Source organism: Collinsella sp. CLA-SR-H006, from assembly GCF_040097075.1.
Taxonomy (GTDB): Bacteria; Actinomycetota; Coriobacteriia; order Coriobacteriales; family Coriobacteriaceae; genus Collinsella.
The window spans coordinates 145,883-164,662 of sequence record NZ_JBBNPD010000003.1 but is presented as its reverse complement, the minus strand read 5'-3'; the positions used below and the strand labels follow the sequence as shown (position 1 = coordinate 164,662).

The following is an 18,780-nucleotide window of genomic DNA, read 5'->3' as shown; positions in this document are numbered from 1 at the left end:
GTCTACTACCGCGTGCACGCCTCCAACATCGGCTGGATGGCCTGGGCCAAGGACGGCGAGGAGGCCGGCACCACCGGCTTCGGCAGGAGCGTCGAGGCCGTCCAGATCAGGCTCGTCAAGAAGGGCGACGCCGCCCCCTCGTCCGACGGGGCCAACGTCGACTACGCCTTCAAGAAGAAGCCCATGTCCCTGACCTACCGCGCCCACGTCTCCAACGTTGGCTGGCAGGGCGCCGTGTCCGACGGGGCGACCGCCGGCACCACAGGCCGCGGCCTCGCCCTCGAGGACCTCAAGCTCTCGCTCGACAGTTCCGACTACTCAGACGGCTCGTGCGTCCAGATCGACGCCCACGTCTCGGGCGTCGGCTGGCAGGGCTGGGACACCCCCTCGGCCTCCGAGGGCGGCACCACCGGCCAGGGCCGCGCCGTCGAGGCCGTGCGCCTGAGGCTCACGGGCTCCCTCGCCAAGGACTACGACGTCTACTACCGCGTGCACGCCTCCAACATCGGCTGGATGGCCTGGGCCAAGGACGGCGAGGAGGCCGGCACCACCGGTATGTCGTGTTCCCTCGAAGCTATTCAGATTAAGCTCATTAAGAAGGGCGCCTCCCATCCTGATACATCGGGGTATTCCCATCTTGAATTACCTACGGTGACGTATTCCTCTCAGGTGAAAGGTGCTTGGCAGAATTCTGTCCCCGCTGGAGAGGTGTCCGGTACAACCGGTCAGGGAATTCCCATCACCGGGTTTTCAGCTAAAACTACTTCATCTGTTGCCGGCGGGATTAATTATCAACTGCATCTTTCGAATGTGGGCTGGACGTCTGGTAAGTCAAACGGAGTGCAGCTTTCGTCTACCGCTGAATCCAATTCGGTTGAGGCTATTAAAATTTCTCTTTCTGGTGACTTGGCAACCTATTTTGATGTTTGGTACAGGGTCCATGTCGATAACGTCGGCTGGCTTGGTTGGACTAAAAATGGCTCCGTTGCCGGTAGTACTGGCTATGGGGCCCATGTCCAAGCTATCCAAGTTCGACTTACGAGGAAGGGCGCCAATGCCCCCGGGAGCACCGTTTCGCCGTGTTTGCTTGGGGAACCAACCGCGTTTGCAAATCCCATGCAGAAGAAAATTGTAGATCTTGCCCGACAGGTGCCGTCTCCTGGCCCTGGTTTGTGCTCTGAGTGGATTGCAGACATTTATGAGCGTGCCGGATTTAGGAATGTCCATACAGATGCCTGCGATTACTACTGGGATTACTGTAAATATACCGATTATTCTCATTTGAAAGTCGGAATGGTCATTGCCGTTCCTTCGCATACGCATACACGCATGGGCAGCATTTACGGTCACGTTTGTCTCTACATCGGTAATAACCAGGTTATGGATAATGTCGGTCGGATCAGGACGCTCGATATGGCGTACTGGTTGAATTATTATTCCACCTCATATAAGCCAAAATGGGGTTGGTATGACAACGTGCCGCTTGCATAGTTGATCGAAGGTCATGTCTTCACACAGGTTCTGGCAGATACTCTGATTAAAACGAACGGATCGTTTTGCAACGGTCCGTTCGTTTCTATTTGAGTGCCATTCGCGTTTTCGGTATTTAAGCAATTGCCGAAACGATAAATAATGATGCTAAAGATGGTCGATTGATGGGGGAGTCGAATGAAAAAGACGCAACGACTGCTAGCAACGGCAATGACGCCATTACTGATCCTTCAGTGTCTTCTGACGCCCCTTTCCGTCTGGGCTGATTCTTTACCTGTGCAACCGGAATCCACTGATTATATCGATAGTTCTGCCAGCAGCTTGGAAGACGAGAGCTTTGTCTTAAATGACGAACAGCAGGGGGTTGAAGTCGAGCAGCCGACTGTGTCAGACAACGATTCTCCCTCATCCGTTTCTAGCGAGCCTGCCTCCAATGCAACTGATTCGGCGAAACCCGAAAATGATGCATCCACTGTGTTTGGCTCTGTTTCATACCAGACTCATGTACAGGATATTGGCTGGCAAGCTCTCGTTTCAAATGGAATGACGGCGGGCACTACAGGCCGTGCTAAGCGCGTCGAAGCCCTCAAGATTAATTTGCTTTCACAGGATGGCACCCCGCTGGGGAATGATAGCATTTCGGTCCAATCTCACATTTCCGGGATCGGCTGGGAGTCTCAGCCGGTGGGTAACGGGCAGACATCTGGAACAGTTGGACAGTCGCGAGCCATCGAGGCGATCAAGCTATCTTTGTCGGGCGGTCTTTCTGATTCGTATGACATTTGGTATCGCGTTCATTCTGCAAATGTTGGTTGCTTGGCTGGGCCTCAAATGGTGAGCCTGCTGGAACGCAGGGCTATGCTTGTCAGATCGAAGCTATTCAGATTAAGGTGCTTCCAAAAAATGCTCAAGATGCGCCAACGCGAGGCGATGCCTTTAGGGATTATTCTCAGGAACCGCCTACCGTTTCCTATCGATCTCATGTCTCTAATGTTGGATGGATGGGCGCTGTCGCGGACGGAAAGACATCGGGGGTTATTGACTCAAGAAATGCAATTGAGGCGCTGTCGCTTAGCGTTAATTGGTATGGCCGCGGAGGCTCCATTTCCTCTCGCGCACATGTGTCTGGTGTCGGTTGGCAAAGCTGGTCTTCAGGTGCTGTTGGCACGACCGGGCAGTCTCGGTCCATTGAGGCCGTTCAGTTTAAGCTGAACGGCGAGATATCTGCAACTTATGGCATTTGGTACCGTGTGTATGCTTCCAAATTGGGCGGATGGCTGGGCTGGACGTCTAACGGGTCTCCTGCGGGCTCGGTGGGGAAGGGTGCCGCCATTCAGGGTGTTCAGATTTTATTGGTCGAAAAAAGCGGCTCTGCTCCCGGCGATACGTTGAACCATTTCATTGGAGCTACGGATGTTCTAAGCGGGAGCTCGCTTGGTCTTAACGGTAAAAGCCTGGGCTCCGTACAAGGCAAATCAATCCTATTGGGCTCCGAGAACGGCTCTGAACCTTTAACCTCGCTCTCCATTTCGTTTGATAATCAAGAGATTTTAGGCTCAATTGACTATTCCGGCTTTTTTGAATTTGGCGGATGGAGCGGTGCTGTTTCTGACGGTGCTGCGCTTAACTCTAAAAACGATGGGCGTGTTCTAAAGGCGGTGAGATTGGCTCTTACTGGAGATTTGTCTAATGCCTATGACATTTGGTATCGCTGCTTTGACTCCAAAAAAGGATGGCTTGGTTGGGCATGCAATGGCGCGGATGCAGGGGCAACGATATCGGGTTCATTCCTTAAGACTGTCGAAGTAAGGATTGTCAGTAAAGGCGGCGGCGCTCCCGGAATAACGGACGGAGCATTTGTTTCCGATACTTCCGCCGATTGCGCTCACGTTGTATATCAGGCTCATTCGGCTAACCGTGGGTGGTCTCCTTCTGTATTTGATGGGCAGGTAACCGGCACAACGGGACAATCGCTTTCTCTTCAAGCTTTGAATGTGTCGTTGTCCGGTGTGGATGACGATTCTCAAATTGAGGCAAGAGCACATGTTGCCAATATTGGTTGGCAGGAATGGCGATCTTCCGGTTATATTGGGACCGTTGGACAAGGATTGGCCATTCAGGCTCTTGAGCTGCGCTTAAATGGTTCCCTCGCGAATCAGTATGACATTTACTATCGAGTTCATTCGGCGGGCTATGGTTGGTTGGGTTGGGCAAAAAACGGCGATTCCGCTGGAACTACCGGGCTTAATATCCAGATAGAAGCTGTCCAAATTGAACTTGTTGCGAAAGGCGGGGATCCAGGCGCGTCGTCTGCGCCCGCGTTTATCACGGCACCAGCCCTAACGCTCCAGGCGCATGTCGCCACGCTTGGTTGGATGAATCCGGTTGGCAACGGCGATGTTGCGGGCACGACCGGTAGGGCACTTGCGATTGAGGCTCTGAAGCCAAATGTCTCCAGTAGCGTATCGGGCGGTATAGAGTACTCCGCCCATGTGCAGGATGTCGGTTGGCAAAGCTGGACTTCCAACGGGGATATCGCTGGAACGGTAAGCCGCGCAAAGCGTATCGAGGCTATTAAGATTAGGCTGACCGGTGGCTTATCGAACTACTTTGATGTCTGGTATCGGGCATATTGCCAAGACTTTGGATGGCTCGATTGGACTTCTAATGGGCAACCTGCGGGCACATCCAAGATTGGATATAGGATCGAGTCGGTTCAAGTGACGATTGTGCCTAAGGGTGCTGGAGCTCCCGGTTCAACTGGGCGTCCGTATACCGATCAGCCTTTGCTGCCTGCCGACATGATGGCCATGCTTAATCGGGCTAATAGATATTCGAGCAATACAAACTGGCTCATTATGGTTGACAGGCAAGCATGCCGCCTTGGAGTTTTTCGTGGACAGCGCGGGTCGTGGAGTTATGCTCAATACTGGACTTGCTCTGCCGGCGCCCCTAGTACTCCAACGCCTACGGGTGAGTATACCGTCACCGGCAAGGGCTACTCGTTTGGACATGGGTATACTTGCTACTACTATACGCAGTTTTACGGGGACTACCTGTTCCATTCAATACCGTATTACCAGGGAACTTTTAATCCCATGGACAGCCGGATGGGAATGCATATTTCACAAGGCTGCGTGCGTTTGCCCATCGATCGCGCTAAATGGATTTGGGATAACGTGCCTCTTGCTACCAAGGTGGTAATCTACTAGTTATTCCTGTAAACGCCGAGAGTTTGTTAGGGGGCCCTTTCCTGTTGCCGTTGACTTGGCAACGGAAAGGGCCCTTGCCTTTGGATAGGGCTTCTATTTCTTCGTTCACCTAATTGGTGGTCTTAATGAAGCTAACTCCCGATAGTATGGTTATTGACGGCTGTCTATCTAGGAGGCGATTCTCTTGAAAAGGCAATTTAGAGCATTTGTTGTTCTGATTTCCTGCTTCATGTCGATGCTGCTTTTGAGCCCTTTGGCTTGTTGGGCGGATCAAAATATTGGTGCCAACGAATATGAATCCGTTCCAGAGACACAATCCGACTCCTCGGATCAAACTGCTGCTGCAGCCGATGAAACGGCGCCTTCGATTGATGTTGCCGTGGAGCCCAAAGAGGCGGCCCCGGACGTCAGCTATAAATCTCACATTTCAGGCATTGGCTGGGAGTCGACGTTTACATCGAATGGTTCGACCTCTGGTACAACGGGCCAGTCTCGTAGGCTTGAGGCGCTCAGGGTTACTCTCCCTAATTCAGAAGACCTTGGTATCGAATACCGCTCTCATGTTCAAAATGAAGGCTGGCAGGATTGGGTTTCTAATGGAGCCGTCTCCGGCACAACGGGAAAGGGCCTTCAGATTGAAGCCGTCGAGCTCAAGCTGACGGGTGAAAGAGCAACTTCTTATGACCTGTATTATCGCGTTCATGCTTCTAATTTCGGTTGGCTTGGATGGGCCTCAAATGGGTCGACTGCGGGAACCACCGGTTGGTCTTATGCCGTTGAAGCAATACAGATCGTCATTGTAAAGAAGGGCGAAGCGGCGCCCGGCGATACTGCTGGAGCCTATGTCCCGTATGTCTTTAATTGCTCTCTTTCTCAGGTTGGGGAGACGACTAAAGTAACCCTGAATATTCCGCAGGTCGAGGATATAAAACGACTCGGTATTGCCGATTCGGTAAAGGTGTCTGGCTTCATGTCGTATGGAGGGAAGGTTACCCGATCTGTTTCCAGCACGATTGCATTCGGAGACCTGGGCTCTAGCTCCAGTGAAATTGACTTTAGCGATTATGGTCCGTTTGACGTTACGTTGCAGTATTTGAAGAACGGAAACATCGTTCATGAGGACCATCAGTCAATTGGCATTTCTGCGAGCGAGTACAACCTTGCCCCTTTGAGTGCTTCTTTCCCCGTTGTTCTCTATTCGCTATCTTTCTGGGATATCAGCACCTCTTCTGCTGGAACGACCATTCCGTCGATCGTAATGCTCGATCGTCCAGGTGCCTATAACTGGAACTCGCTTCCATCCGGGATGTATGGTCTTCCGTATCTGACTCATGAGGAAAATGCTTCTAGTTCGAGCTATCAGGCGTTCGCGGATTATGTCGCTGCTCTCTATAAAATCAACCCCAAGGCAAAGTTCAATCTGTATATCAATGACATCACCTGTTCGTTGATTCATAGGATGATTTACGCCAATAAGATTCCCACTGGCCAATACTCCATTCGGCTGTTGTCGGATGGATCTGCCACGTATGTTTTTACCAACGAGGCTTTCGATGTTAAGGATCCAGATTCTAAGCAAGCGGAGCTGATTGCTTTATGGAACGCTGCCAAGAATAAGGAATACGAAACCGGTGAAGTCTCAATGTCGTATAGCGATTATCACGATCACCGGGATTCTATGTATGCCGTGCTGAGTATTGAGCCCGGCACTCAGTGGTGGATGACTCGAACGAATCTGTTTACGAGCGGTGACGATAATGCCTTTGCGAATAAGATCGCATCCGATCCTAACGTTAAGAAGATGAACGTTTCGAGCATGCTTACGAGCCTGCAGAATAGGGGAGAGTACACGGTCCAAGCGTTTAAGGCTCTGTACAACTTTAACGATGGTTATTTTGATGCGGCTACTCAGCAGGGCAAAAAGGTAATGATGCTGCTTGGAACGTATGTTACTTACGAGCAGAATTTTGACGACTATGCCAACTTGACCGAGGTTATCTATGGCGATGACTATTTGTATTATTACAAGGGGCATCCAAACACGCCGACGGGCATGTATCCCCAAAAGCAGGAACAGCTTGACCGTCTGAGCATTACCGATGTCGATTCTTCCGTTGCTGCAGAGCTGATTCTCTTCTTTAATCCGGAGATCGGTCTGTCTGGATATGGGTCTAGTACGTATAACTCGGCCAGCGCCGATGCTGCTGGTGGACTTTGGAATTCAACGAAGGCCGAGGCCTTGAAGCCGGGTGCCGTTATCGATTATTCGATTATGGATTGGTTTGCTTCTCCGGTTACCGAAGACACGGATGCTGCAATCAGATCCCTTTGCAAGCAGGGTGACTCTTGCTATCTCGTAGAATTTTCGGATTCCATCCTTGCTTCGGCAAATTACGACTTTGCTATTTATTCGCACAATAGCGGCGCTCTGACTTATTTCAAGAAGGACGAGTCGGGCTACGACGTCGTCAAGGTGTCACGAGGCTCGCTTGATGTTTTGGCAACTTCGCATGTTTCGAATGACGGTTGGCAGTCGGCTTCCAAGGGCGGAAATGTTTCTGGCACCGTTGGTCAGTCCAAAGCTGTCGAGGCTATAACTCTCAATCTGCAGAATGCTCCCTACGATGGCAGCTTGGAGTACAGGACGCATGTTTCCGATTACGGTTGGCAAGACTATGTGAAAGAGGGAGAAGTCTCCGGTACTACTGGTCAGAGCAAGTCTGTCCAGGCTATCCAAATTCGACTTACTGGTGAGATGGCCAATCGTTATGACGTTTACTATCGCGCTCATGTTCAGGACAAGGGCTGGCTTGGCTGGGCCTGCAATGATCAAGTTGCCGGAACGACTGGGTTTGGCTTGAGGCTCGAGGCATACCAGGTCGTTTTGGTTGAAAAGGGTTCGCCTGCACCAGGGGATACGAGTCAGCCCTCTATTCAGAAAATTTTTTCAATAAAGGCTCATGTTTCAAACCTTGGTTGGCAGGAACCTGTTTATGAGGGCATGACGGCGGGCACAACTGGTCGAAATCTTGCTATTGAGGCGTTGGCTATTAGCAAGCCTGACCTAGGGTATTCTGGCGGCATCGAGTATCGAGCTCACGTTCAGAATATCGGCTGGCAAAAGTGGGTCAAAAATGGAAAGGTTGCCGGTACTACGGGGAAGTCTCTTGCTGTTGAGGCTGTTGAAATAAAACTGACGGGAGATCTTGCCAAGCATTATGACGTTGTCTATAGGGCGCACGTTCAAAGCAAAGGTTGGCTAGACTGGGTTAAATCGGGCGAGTGTGCCGGTACAACTGGTGAGGCTCTGCATCTAGAAGCGCTTGAGGTTAGGCTGGTTGAGAAAAGCTAAATATAGATCCAATTTGCCTATATACCAACGCTAATGAAGTGGGGGTGAATTGATGGGGTTGTAGTCCCCTCAATTCACCCTCCTTAGTTGCAAGTTATTTGAAAGAGACAAACCGTGCTAGACTTTATCCTTTGTGTAAGGATTTCGTTTCGGCCTCTTTCATTAAGTCGTCATCATTAATTTCTATTGGGTGAATTAAGGTGAAGTTTGGTAATCATGAATTTGCTTTATACGGTTGATAACAATTTTGTCCCACAGTTGGCCGCCAATATTTGCTCGGTTGTTTCAAATCATTCCGGTATTCAAGACATTACTTTTCATGTCTTCTCTAATGGCATTACAGAGGATAACCAGCGTTTGCTCCAGGAGATGGTGACCGAATACAACCAAAACCTTGTATTTTATGATATTTCGAACTTCAAAGATGCTCTCGGGTTTGATTTTGATACATCGGGATGGAATGAAATAGTTCTTGCTAGGCTTTTGATGGCACATTTTCTACCTAATGAGATCGAAAGAGTTATTTACCTCGATGGCGATACGATTGTTCTTGGGGATATTGCTCTTCTTTGGAATCAAGATCTTAAGGGTTGCGTGGTTGGAATGGTTCCCGAGCCAACGGTCGGCCCATCTCGACTTAATGATTTAGACTTAAATGGCTGTCTGTACCACAATGCTGGCGTGTTGCTCGTTGATTTAAAGCAATGGAGATCAACTTGTTGCGAAGATCAATTATTGGATTATTGCGAGCGCCGCTCAGGACGCTTGTTTGCGAATGATCAAGATGCTCTAAATGCAGTACTTAAAGATAAGATTTGCAGTTTATCCCCTGCGTTCAATTATTCCAATATCTTTGACTACTATCCGTTTATATTCTTAAACTCGTTAATGCCGGGCTTTTCGGATGAAAACAGTTTTAATACCGCAAGATCGAAGCCCATCGTTGTCCATTATCTCGGCGAAGAGAGGCCATGGCGGCGGGGGAATACTCATCGCTTCAATAATGAGTATCACTTTTATTTATCAGAAACGTTCTGGAAGGACGCGAAAGATGAAGATGGTTGGGGCGCTTATTTTCTTGCTTGGCGGACTTTTAATTTCCTAACCAGGCCTTTTCCTCAGCTTCGTTATAAAGTGATCAGCGGGTTGATTCCCGCATTTCTTAAATATCGTGCCTCGCAAAGAAATAAATAGGATTATGGATAAAATCAAAGACAAGTCTGTTTGCATTGTTTTACCCACATATAACGGCGGAAAGTATTTGGCCAAACAGCTTGATAGTATCTTGGAGCAAACTTGGCCTAATTGCTCCGTCTATATTCGTGATGATGGTTCAACGGATGAAACTGTTGAAATTGCACAATGGTACTGTCGGTCAAACTCCAGCATTCATTTAATTCAAGATTCAATCGGTAATCTTGGGTGCCCAAATAGTTTTTATGAAATTATCAAACGGGTTCCCGAATATGACTACTATGCATTTGCCGATCAGGATGATATTTGGAAGACCGATAAAATTGAACGGGCAGTCAGGGCAATTGAAAATAGTGGAGACAAGGTGCCGACTGTCTACTTTTCTTCCTTTTCATATGTAAACGAAGATGGCGAGACGATACGCGAGTCGGCTCCGCAGGACAAGTACCTCTCTTTTCATAACACCTTGTTTTATACTCCCGGACTAGGCTTCACGATAGTATTTAATCGCCTTGCCTGCAGGGCCTTTATTCTTGAGGTAGATCCAGGGAATGAAATGCATGATCGCTGGCTGATTCGGTGTGCTTCGGCATTTGGAAAGGTATTGTTTGATTCCGTCTGTACGGCTTCACATGTTCGTCATTCCTCTGCGGTCACGTCTGGAGATAATCGTTATTTTGATCTTTTAAAGACCTATTTTAAGGACGAGCTATTTGGTGATAGATCGAAAGATGAGAGTAAAAAGTTAAGCCATTTTTCTGCGGTGTTTTATGATGAGCTTAGTTTTGAGCAGAAACATGAGCTTGATATTTTCACCAATGATGATGGGATTATTTCAAGACTTAGGAAAGCATTTTTCCCAAAGCGTCTGCGACCTACTTTGATTTCTGATTTACTTCTTCGCGTTTTGTTTTTATTCAACAAGGCCTGATGATCCACTGCTGGAGTGATTGTGTCTAATAGAAAAACGAAAGAACTCTCTGTTGAGCAGAGTCTTGTTTGGAACAGCGTCGGCTCGATGGCGTATTTGATTTGCAACTGGCTGATTACTGTTCTTGTGGTGACACTTGGTTCCGACATTAGCATGTCTGGTAGCCTTGCTGTGGCTATGTCTGTTGGTAATATTTTTGCGACCATTGTTTTGCTTAGAGCGCGCCCCGTTCAGGTTTCTGAGAGCTATTCTGATTTTACGACTGGGAATTTTATCGCTCATAGAATCGTTGCAACAATACTTGCCTGTGTAATTTGCTTCTTCTATTGTTTAGTCTCTGTTGCATTCAACGATTGGGCAGTTGTTGCTGTTTATTGCCTATTTAAAGCTGGTGATTCATTTGTCGATGTTCTTCACGGTGTGGATCAGGTAAACAACAGATTGGACATTGCGGCTATCTCTCAAATAGTTCGTGGCGTAGGAGTTCTAGTCTCCTTTTCGTTGTGCTTGTTGCTATTTGATAACTTGGTAATAGCCGTTGCTTCAATGGCTTTTGTTACCATAGCTGTTGTGCTTACATATGATTTTAGAATGACAAAACGGTTTTGTGCCGTTATACCTGATTTTGATTTTACTTCCCTTATCAAATTGTCGCGTATCTGCTTTCCCGGTTTTGTTGCATCTCTTGCGTGCACGGCTGTTGTTAGCGTAACAAGACAGTTCTATGGCCTTTCCTATGGAAATGAGGCGTTGGGTTTTTATGCCGCCGTTGCCACTCCGACTGCCGTAATTCAGGCTCTCGTATCTTATCTATATGCCCCCCTGCTTGGACCTATTTCGGCAATGTGGCGAGAAAACGAAACTCACCGATTACGCTTAGTATTTATTAAGATGCTCGTTTCCGTATTCGTTTTGACGGCGATGTGTGCCATGGCTAGTGCTTTCATAGGCGAACCTGTGCTTACTGCTATTTATGGCAAAGAAGTTGGCCTTCACTCAGATTATCTTCCGTTGGCACTCGTTGCTACCGCATTCACTGGTTTGAACTTTTTCACTATTGATGTCTTTATTGCATTTGGGAAACCGATTATTGGCACGATTTCTGGTGCCGCTTCGTTAGCGTTGGCCGTGTTTCTTTCTCGTTATTGTTTTGTGAATCCGGTATTTGCTTCTGATGCAAATGTCATCAATATCATTATCTTGGTGGCATACGGTTTTGGATTATTATTTTCCTTCCTTTGTATAATTAACCTATTAAATCGGAAGGCGAAGCAATCTGTCACATCCGAACTGTAAATTCGCTCTCCTTGTTTCGATAGGGTTTTTCAGTTCGACTTGGGCTGTTTGATTGATATTCTGTACTGAGGATTCAGATGATGCATGAATTAAGAGCGCTGGTTATCATCCCAGCTTTTAATGAAGAGGCGAACATTTTAGATACGGTTTCTTCTGTGGAGGAAGCTGGATACGATTATGTAGTTATTAACGATGGCTCCACTGATGACACTTTGCGTGTTTGTCGCGATGCGGGGGTTAATGTCCTGGATTTACCGCAGAATCTTGGCATTGGAGGCGCGGTTCAAGCCGGACACAAATATGCCAAACGCTTTGGCTATGATGTAGACATCCAAGTTGATGGTGATGGGCAGCATGACGCCCATTACATATCGCGCTTGCTTGATGAAATAAATAATGGGTCTGATTTAGTTATCGGATCGCGATTTCTTGAGGAATCTGAAGGCTTCAAGTCAACCTTCTTGAGGCGTCTTGGAATTAGATGGCTCTCTGCGGTAATTCATCTTACAACTCACGTTCGTGTTAGCGACCCCACTTCTGGTTTTCGCGCATGTGGATCTAAGGCCATAGATCTGTTCTGTAAAAAATATCCCGTAGACTATCCGGAGCCGGATTCTGCTGTTGCGGCTATGGTTAAGGGCCTTCGCGTTACAGAAGTGCCTGTCGTAATGAAAGAACGACAGGGGGGAAAGTCGTCAATTTCTGGTTTTAGTAGCATTTATTACATGATAAAGGTTACTTTGGCGATTATCATCTCTTCATTCTCGAATTAGGACGGGTTGTTATGCATATTTCCTTACAGTTTGGTGTCATTACTGCTTGTTTAGTTTTGCTTTGTTTTGTGCTGCGTCTTGTATTAAAGGATAGCCTTCAGCTCAAGTATTCACTTCTTTGGATTGTTCTTGCATTGGTTTTGTTGGTATGCGGCCTCTTTCCGCAACCTCTTTACTTCATTTCAAGTTTATTTGGTTTTCAGACTCCAGCCAATTTTGTTTTTGTCTTAGGGTTTTTATTTTTGATATGCATTGTTCTTTCTATGGCATGTCTGTCAAGTAAACAATCTTCTGCAATTGCTAACTTAACTCAACGAATTGCATTGCTTGAAAAAGAGCTTGAATCAAAAAATAGGGAGTAATGCCATGTGCTTGGCAAAAGATCATACATTTGTATTGTGCGCATACGGCGAGTCTCCGTACTTGTCTGACTGTTTAGATTCTTTAGTGAACCAAAGCACCCGAAGTAATATCCTTATATCGACGTCAACTCCTAATTCCTATATTGATCGTATAGCGTCTAATTATTCGATTCCGGTAATTGTTAACGAGGGGTCGCCTAGCATATCTCATGACTGGAATTGTGCTATTGCGAATTCAAATACAAAGCTTGTGACTATAGCTCATCAGGATGATATCTATAGCTCTAGTTATACGGAAACTATGCTGCGGGCTATGAAAGAAGCGGATCGACCTTTAATCTTCTTTTCTAATTATGGTGAGATAAGAAATGGCGTATATGAAGAAAACCTCCTTATTCTGAAAATTAAGAGAATTTTACTTCGTAAGTTTGCTCGCCACGGCGCTCTTTCATCGGTTAAGGATAAAAGGGATATCCTGAGGTTCGGTTCCGCCATCTGCTGTCCTTCTGTGACATTTAATCTAAGCATCTTACAGACACCGTTATTTATGACAGACATGAAATGTGACTTGGACTGGGAGGCATGGGAAAGATTCTCGAAAATCGACGGATCTTTCGTTTATTCTCCCGAGGTTTTAATGTTTCATCGAATTCATGAAGGCTCTGAGACCACGGCGTTGATTAAAGATGATACAAGGAGGTCGGAGGATGAAACTATGCTTCAAAAATTCTGGCCCAAGTGGTTTGCTCCAATAGTCTGTAGCCTGTATTCGCTTAGCATGAGAAGCAATTCTTTATGACGCTGCAACAATGCCGGCGTAAGTTGAACATTTATCGAGACGGAGTTGTAGAGTTATGAATCTAGATACCTTTACTGGTCATCTGAAACTATCTGATAGTTATCGAAAAGCTCTGACGTTTATCGTTTATCCACTTATAGCTGCACTCTCTCTTTGCTTGGGATTTTTCTACTATTGCGCCTTTAAAGCCAGCGCTATCGGATTGCCTGGGCTATGGCTCTCGGCTCTGCCCTTAATCGCCTGCTTGTTCGTTGGTGTCCTATTATTAATTAAAGAGCAGCACAATCCCGCAATTTGCTTTGTGGTGATTGGTGTGCCCGCTGTAACTGCTTTTGGCCTTTTCATGCTGCCCGCTAATGTTCCAGACGAGGCTTCTCATATTTGGCAGGCGGCCGCCTTATTGTCTCGTAACGGCGATGGCTTTGATGTTGTCTCTTGCTTCCAATTGGGTCAGTTTCCTTCATCGTACGCAGATTATTTTAATGCAATGACTCAGCCTACCGATTGGTCTAGCGTCTTTGTGTGCCATACGTATTTGGGGAGCTATTACCCTCATCTTTATTTAATTCCGGGAGTAATTCTAGGATTTGCGCAGCAAACGGGTTTCAATGCCTTTGTGGCCCTTTCAGTTTCGCGCGTGTGCGCTGGATTAATATATTGCTTCGCGGCTTATTGGATAATCAAACTGATGCCAGTTGGTAAAAATGCTGTTTTGATTTTTTTACTAAATCCCATTTTATTGCAGCAGGAAGCGTCTGTTTCGGCTGATTCTGTCGCAAACATTGTTGCCATTTTGTACGTTGCTGTAGTTGTTAAGATTTATGCGGACTCGTTGTACTCATATCGATCTCTGCTGGCGTTAATACTGCTATCCGTTTTACTGCTTCTTTCAAAGATAATGTTTTTCCCGTTGGTACTCTTGAATCTTATTCACTGGAAAAAACTTAAAGGAACAGACAGCTATATAAAGTTCATCTTTTCCTTCTTTGCGATAGCTTTTGTTGCGAGCTGTGCGTTCGTGTCTCTTTATCATGGTAGTTTCATGCCAGATTCTTTTGATTTGATGCGAGCGCCGCTGCATTGCGCAAAGGTCTTTATTAAGTCTATTTGGGAGATGGGGCCATTCTGGTTTCAATCCTATGCAGGTTACAATCTTGGCGCTCTTTCGATTAATGTTTGGCCATTTTGTTTTTGGCTTTACATCATTCTTCAGTCCCTTGTTCTGTTTTATAACGATGAGAATAATAAAAAATTATTCTGCAGTACGGATCGCTTTGTAATGATTGCTGTTGTATTCGTCAATTTCTTCCTGATTGTTATGACGATGAGGAACTGGACTCTTACTGTTGATAAGCGTGAAGATATTATCATGGGGGTCCAAGGACGATATTTATTCCCACTGGTCCTTCCGGTTCTGTTGAATATCTTGCGACCGATAAAATCAAGTTCTGAAGGACATGTCTTGCTTGGTTCTTCATTGATAATGAGTACTATTCTATTTGTTGACTTTATTTCAATTCTTTCTGCGTTTTAGGAGTTAGTGTTTCATGTTGAACCTTCTTGAGGGCATTGGTTACACCGTTAAAGAAGAGGGCTTTTATAACGTCCCCAAGAAGGTCTCCCATGTACTCTCAATGCATAGGCCTCGATTTGATTTTGGCTCTCGCCAAGACAATTCTTTTTTTGATGTTATTTTTATTAATGGATGTGATTATTCCGTTCCGCATCCTATTAGGTACCGTGTCGATCATCAGATTGAGGAACTTGAGGCTGCCGGCTTAACGGTCCAAAAGGTTAATGCCTGGGAGATGGAAAAGGATATTCTTAGGCATGCGCGTACTTTTATTATTTTCCGTTGTCCCCTAAGTGATGAAGTTGAATCTTTAATTAGGCAGGCAAAAAAACTCAATAAGCGTGTTATTTATGACATTGATGATTTGGTTATCGACACTGCTTATACCGATTCTATTCCGTTCGTTAATGCAATGACTGCTCATGATAAGTCTTGCTATGACGATGGAGTCAGGCGAATGGGTGAAACACTGAAGCTTTGCGATTGCGCTATCACTACTACTGAGGGTATGGCGGAAGAACTAAAAAAATATGTTCCCAGGGTCTATATAAATAGAAATGTAGCATCTGAATCGATGATTGATTATTCGAATATTGCTATCTATCGTCGAGATGTACTCCCCAGCTTGCAAAGCTCAAGCGTCTTGCCCGAGGATAGGGTTCCCTATAAGCGAGCGGTTGAGCGAAGGGATGAAAAACAGAAAACTCAGGAAATCAGAATCGGCTATTTTAGCGGAAGCATTACCCATAATGCAGATTTCAATTCAGTGCTCCCAGCATTATCTAAGGTAATGGAGACTCATCACAACGTCACCCTGATGGTGGGCGGGGAACTCGATGTTCCTGATGACTTGATGCCATTTTCTGAACGTATTGTCACGTTCCCATTTTGCGATTGGCGTCGGCTTCCAAATTATATAGCTTCCTGTGATATCAATATCGCTCCTTTGGAGAATACTCTATTCAATCGAGCTAAATCCGAGAATAAATGGATTGAATCATCGCTTGTTAAGGTTCCTACGGTTGCTAGCAATGTTGGCGCCTTTAAGAAGATGATTCAGGATGGCGTTACTGGATTTCTCTGCGATTGTGTTGAGGACTGGTGTGCTGCCCTCAATCGTCTGATATTAGATTCTGATCTTAGGAAGAGCGTCGGCGAATCTGCATATTTATACTGCCATGAGCACTGCACTACTGTTTCGGCTGCTAAAGCAATCCGAGATATTATTGTAAAAGAACAATCTCCCAATCTCGCAATGGTCATGCCGAGCGTGAATACTAGCGGTGGTGTCTTAGTCGCCCTTAGGCATCTGTGCATTCTTCAAGACGCTGGCGTTGATGTATTGTTGCTTAATACTGATGATTCAACAAAGTGGCTTGAAGTTTTCGGACATCGTATTCCTGTTCTTAATCGTGTCGTTCCTAGCGGTAAGCTCGATAAATGTCCTTTGTCGGGTGCAATTGATACCGCAGTTGCAACCCTTTGGGACACTCTTGATTTTGTTAGGCGCTATCCACGTATTGGTAAGAAAAAGTACTTGGTCCAGAATCTGGAGACCGATTTTTATCTTCCAGGAGATAGACTGCGCCTTCAAGCAAATGCCACGTATTTGAATAATGATATTGACTATTTGACAATTTCGCCTTGGTGTGAGGAATGGCTTCAGGACAGGTTCGGTCAGGATTGTAAGTCTGTGCCAAACGGACTTGACCTTGCTGCGTTCCCTCATTCTGTGCGCGATTTTTCTTTGCCCAAAATTAGGATTCTAATTGAGGGGGATTGCGGTTCTGATTATAAAAATGTTGATGAAGCTTTCAGGGTAGTGGAAAGGCTTGACTCTGAAAGATATGAGATTTGGTACATGAACTACACTGGTAAAAAGAAGCCTTGGTACCGTATTGATAATTTCCTCGGTAGAGTACCGCATGATCAAATATCAGACATCTATAACCAGTGTCATATTTTATTGAAGACAAGCATTCTCGAAAGTTTTTCATATCCCCCGCTGGAGATGATGGCGACCGGCGGCTTTGTTGTTGCTGTTCCCAATGGAGGTAATGCAGAGTTCCTTCGCGACGGATTGAATTGCTTGCTTTATGACCGGGGAGATATTGATGCTGCGGTGAGCTGCATTAATCGCATCGTTAATGATCACGGTCTTCGTAAGACGCTGTATGACGGGGGATTGAAGACTGCGGAGGAGAGGGACTGGTCAAAACTGACGGATAGAGTCGTTCGCCTATATGACTGATACTATAGTTTTAATGTGATGGATGCATACTTGCGGCAACGTAGACCTTTAAGTTAACGTTGCCGCAAGCATGCAATGTCTGGCTGCTTTATTTTTAAGGAGTTATGTTATGAAAGGCATCATCCTCGCCGGCGGGTCCGGCACGCGCCTGTACCCGCTCACGCTCGTGACCTCCAAGCAGCTGCTGCCGGTCTACGACAAGCCCATGATCTACTACCCGCTGTCCACCCTCATGCTGGCGGGCATCCGGGACATCTTGGTCATCTCCACCCCGACCGACCTGCCCAACTTCGAGCGCCTGCTCGGGGACGGCTCGCGCTACGGCGTGAACCTCTCCTACGCGGAGCAGCCCTCGCCGGACGGCCTGGCGCAGGCCTTCACCATCGGCGAGGACTTCATCGGCGGAGAGCCGTGCGCCCTGGTGCTGGGCGACAACATCTTCTACGGCAACGGCCTGTCCCGCCACCTGACGCGCGCCGTCCAGAACGCCGAGTCGGGCCGCGCCACGGTCTTCGGCTACCACGTGGACGACCCCGAGCGCTTCGGCGTCGTGGAGTTCGACCGCGAGGGGAGGGCCGTCTCCATCGAGGAGAAGCCCGCCGAGCCCAAGAGCTCCTACGCCGTCACCGGCCTGTACTTCTACCCGGGCGACGTGGCCGCCAAGGCGCATAGGGTGGAGCCGTCGGCCCGCGGCGAGCTCGAGATCACCACGCTCAACCAGATGTACCTGGAGGAGGGGACGCTGTCCGTGGTCACCCTCGGCCGCGGCTACGCGTGGCTGGACACCGGCACCATGGAGAGCCTGCACGAGGCGGCGGAGTTCGTCCGCGCCGTGGAGCACTCCCAGGACCTGCCCGTGTCCGTGCCCGAGGAGATCGCCTGGGAGAACGGCTGGATCACGACCGCCGAGCTGGAGGAAGCCGCCAAGGCCTACGGCAAGTCGGTCTACGGGCAGCACCTGAAGAAGGTCGCCGCCGGCGAGATCGTCAACAGCCCGCGCGAGTACTAGCGCCAGCTTGTTTTCTTTTAGGGGTCACCGTTTATCTGGTGGCCCCTTTCGTTATGATTACGTTGACCATAAAGATAATATGATTGGGAGTGGATGTGTTAAGCGTCTACTTTGGCGATATGCCAGAAGCGATTTACAACACAGCGACATATTTCAAAAACTCTTACCGGTCTACTTGGATTACGGATCCCTATGCAGTCTCGATAATTAAAGATGTCGATCGATCGGATGTTGTCTCCGAAAACGTCATCGAAAGCCCCGTGCTTGGATCCATCTCCCCACTCCAGCTTTCTGGTGGCGTGAAAACGCTGCTGCTTATGAGATTTGATCGTAAGCATATTTTTAACGCCTCTACCTGTGGTGACAACTGTGCCAAGTGGATTCTTGACATGGCGAAAGACCGCAAGCTCGTTGTGAATCTCTATCATGTGATGGACTTTGGTCGCGAGGATTTTAAAATTAAAGTCGTGAATAGCGGCCGAATCGTTCACAACATGGCCGAATTGATTCACGAGTCGATTCCGTATCTGTAGGTAC

Annotated in this window: 13 protein-coding genes and 1 pseudogene; all 14 read left to right on the top strand. The window is 47.3% G+C overall.

Features of this window, described 5'->3' with window-relative positions; genetic code table 11:
* Positions 1 to 1,491: pseudogene (locus AAA069_RS03465) on the top strand (hypothetical protein); the annotation flags it as partial.
* A 177-nt stretch (positions 1,492 to 1,668) separates the two neighbouring features.
* Positions 1,669 to 2,703, top strand: coding sequence for a hypothetical protein (locus AAA069_RS03460; protein ID WP_349127571.1), 1,035 nt, complete (start codon positions 1,669 to 1,671; stop codon positions 2,701 to 2,703).
* Complete coding sequence (locus AAA069_RS03455) at positions 2,613 to 4,703, top strand: L,D-transpeptidase family protein (RefSeq protein WP_349127570.1); 2,091 nt, start codon at positions 2,613 to 2,615, stop codon at positions 4,701 to 4,703. Before AAA069_RS03460 ends, AAA069_RS03455 begins: the two co-directional genes overlap by 91 nt.
* Before the next feature lie 184 nt (positions 4,704 to 4,887).
* Positions 4,888 to 8,055 (top strand): hypothetical protein, encoded by a 3,168-nt coding sequence (locus AAA069_RS03450; RefSeq protein WP_349127569.1) that lies wholly within the window; start codon positions 4,888 to 4,890, stop codon positions 8,053 to 8,055.
* A gap of 216 nt (positions 8,056 to 8,271) precedes the next feature.
* Positions 8,272 to 9,249: a glycosyltransferase family 8 protein gene (locus AAA069_RS03445; RefSeq protein ID WP_115596199.1), complete on the top strand. Its 978-nt coding sequence runs from the start codon at positions 8,272 to 8,274 to the stop codon at positions 9,247 to 9,249.
* A 4-nt stretch (positions 9,250 to 9,253) separates the two neighbouring features.
* Positions 9,254 to 10,180 carry a glycosyltransferase family 2 protein gene (locus AAA069_RS03440; protein ID WP_006236225.1) on the top strand — a complete coding sequence of 309 codons (927 nt, stop codon included), beginning with the start codon at positions 9,254 to 9,256 and terminating at the stop codon, positions 10,178 to 10,180.
* A gap of 21 nt (positions 10,181 to 10,201) precedes the next feature.
* Entirely contained in the window at positions 10,202 to 11,476 is a 1,275-nt protein-coding gene (locus tag AAA069_RS03435; protein WP_138341626.1) for an oligosaccharide flippase family protein, read from the top strand.
* Between the two features lie 77 nt (positions 11,477 to 11,553).
* Entirely contained in the window at positions 11,554 to 12,249 is a 696-nt protein-coding gene (locus AAA069_RS03430) for a glycosyltransferase family 2 protein (RefSeq protein ID WP_082222965.1), read from the top strand.
* Positions 12,250 to 12,260: 11 nt separating this feature from the next.
* Positions 12,261 to 12,611, top strand: a complete 351-nt coding sequence (locus AAA069_RS03425; protein WP_082222966.1) for a DUF2304 domain-containing protein — start codon at positions 12,261 to 12,263, stop codon at positions 12,609 to 12,611.
* A gap of 4 nt (positions 12,612 to 12,615) precedes the next feature.
* Positions 12,616 to 13,410: a glycosyltransferase family A protein gene (locus AAA069_RS03420; RefSeq protein WP_082222967.1), complete on the top strand. Its 795-nt coding sequence runs from the start codon at positions 12,616 to 12,618 to the stop codon at positions 13,408 to 13,410.
* Positions 13,411 to 13,465: 55 nt separating this feature from the next.
* Positions 13,466 to 14,944 carry a DUF2142 domain-containing protein gene (locus AAA069_RS03415; protein ID WP_349127568.1) on the top strand — a complete coding sequence of 493 codons (1,479 nt, stop codon included), beginning with the start codon at positions 13,466 to 13,468 and terminating at the stop codon, positions 14,942 to 14,944.
* A 13-nt stretch (positions 14,945 to 14,957) separates the two neighbouring features.
* Positions 14,958 to 17,234: a glycosyltransferase gene (locus AAA069_RS03410; protein ID WP_040360058.1), complete on the top strand. Its 2,277-nt coding sequence runs from the start codon at positions 14,958 to 14,960 to the stop codon at positions 17,232 to 17,234.
* 109 nt (positions 17,235 to 17,343) lie between these two features.
* Positions 17,344 to 18,243 carry a glucose-1-phosphate thymidylyltransferase RfbA gene (rfbA, locus tag AAA069_RS03405; RefSeq protein ID WP_349127574.1) on the top strand — a complete coding sequence of 300 codons (900 nt, stop codon included), beginning with the start codon at positions 17,344 to 17,346 and terminating at the stop codon, positions 18,241 to 18,243.
* A gap of 95 nt (positions 18,244 to 18,338) precedes the next feature.
* Positions 18,339 to 18,776, top strand: coding sequence for a DUF4869 domain-containing protein (locus AAA069_RS03400; RefSeq protein WP_040360074.1), 438 nt, complete (start codon positions 18,339 to 18,341; stop codon positions 18,774 to 18,776).
* Positions 18,777 to 18,780: the final 4 nt, after the last annotated feature.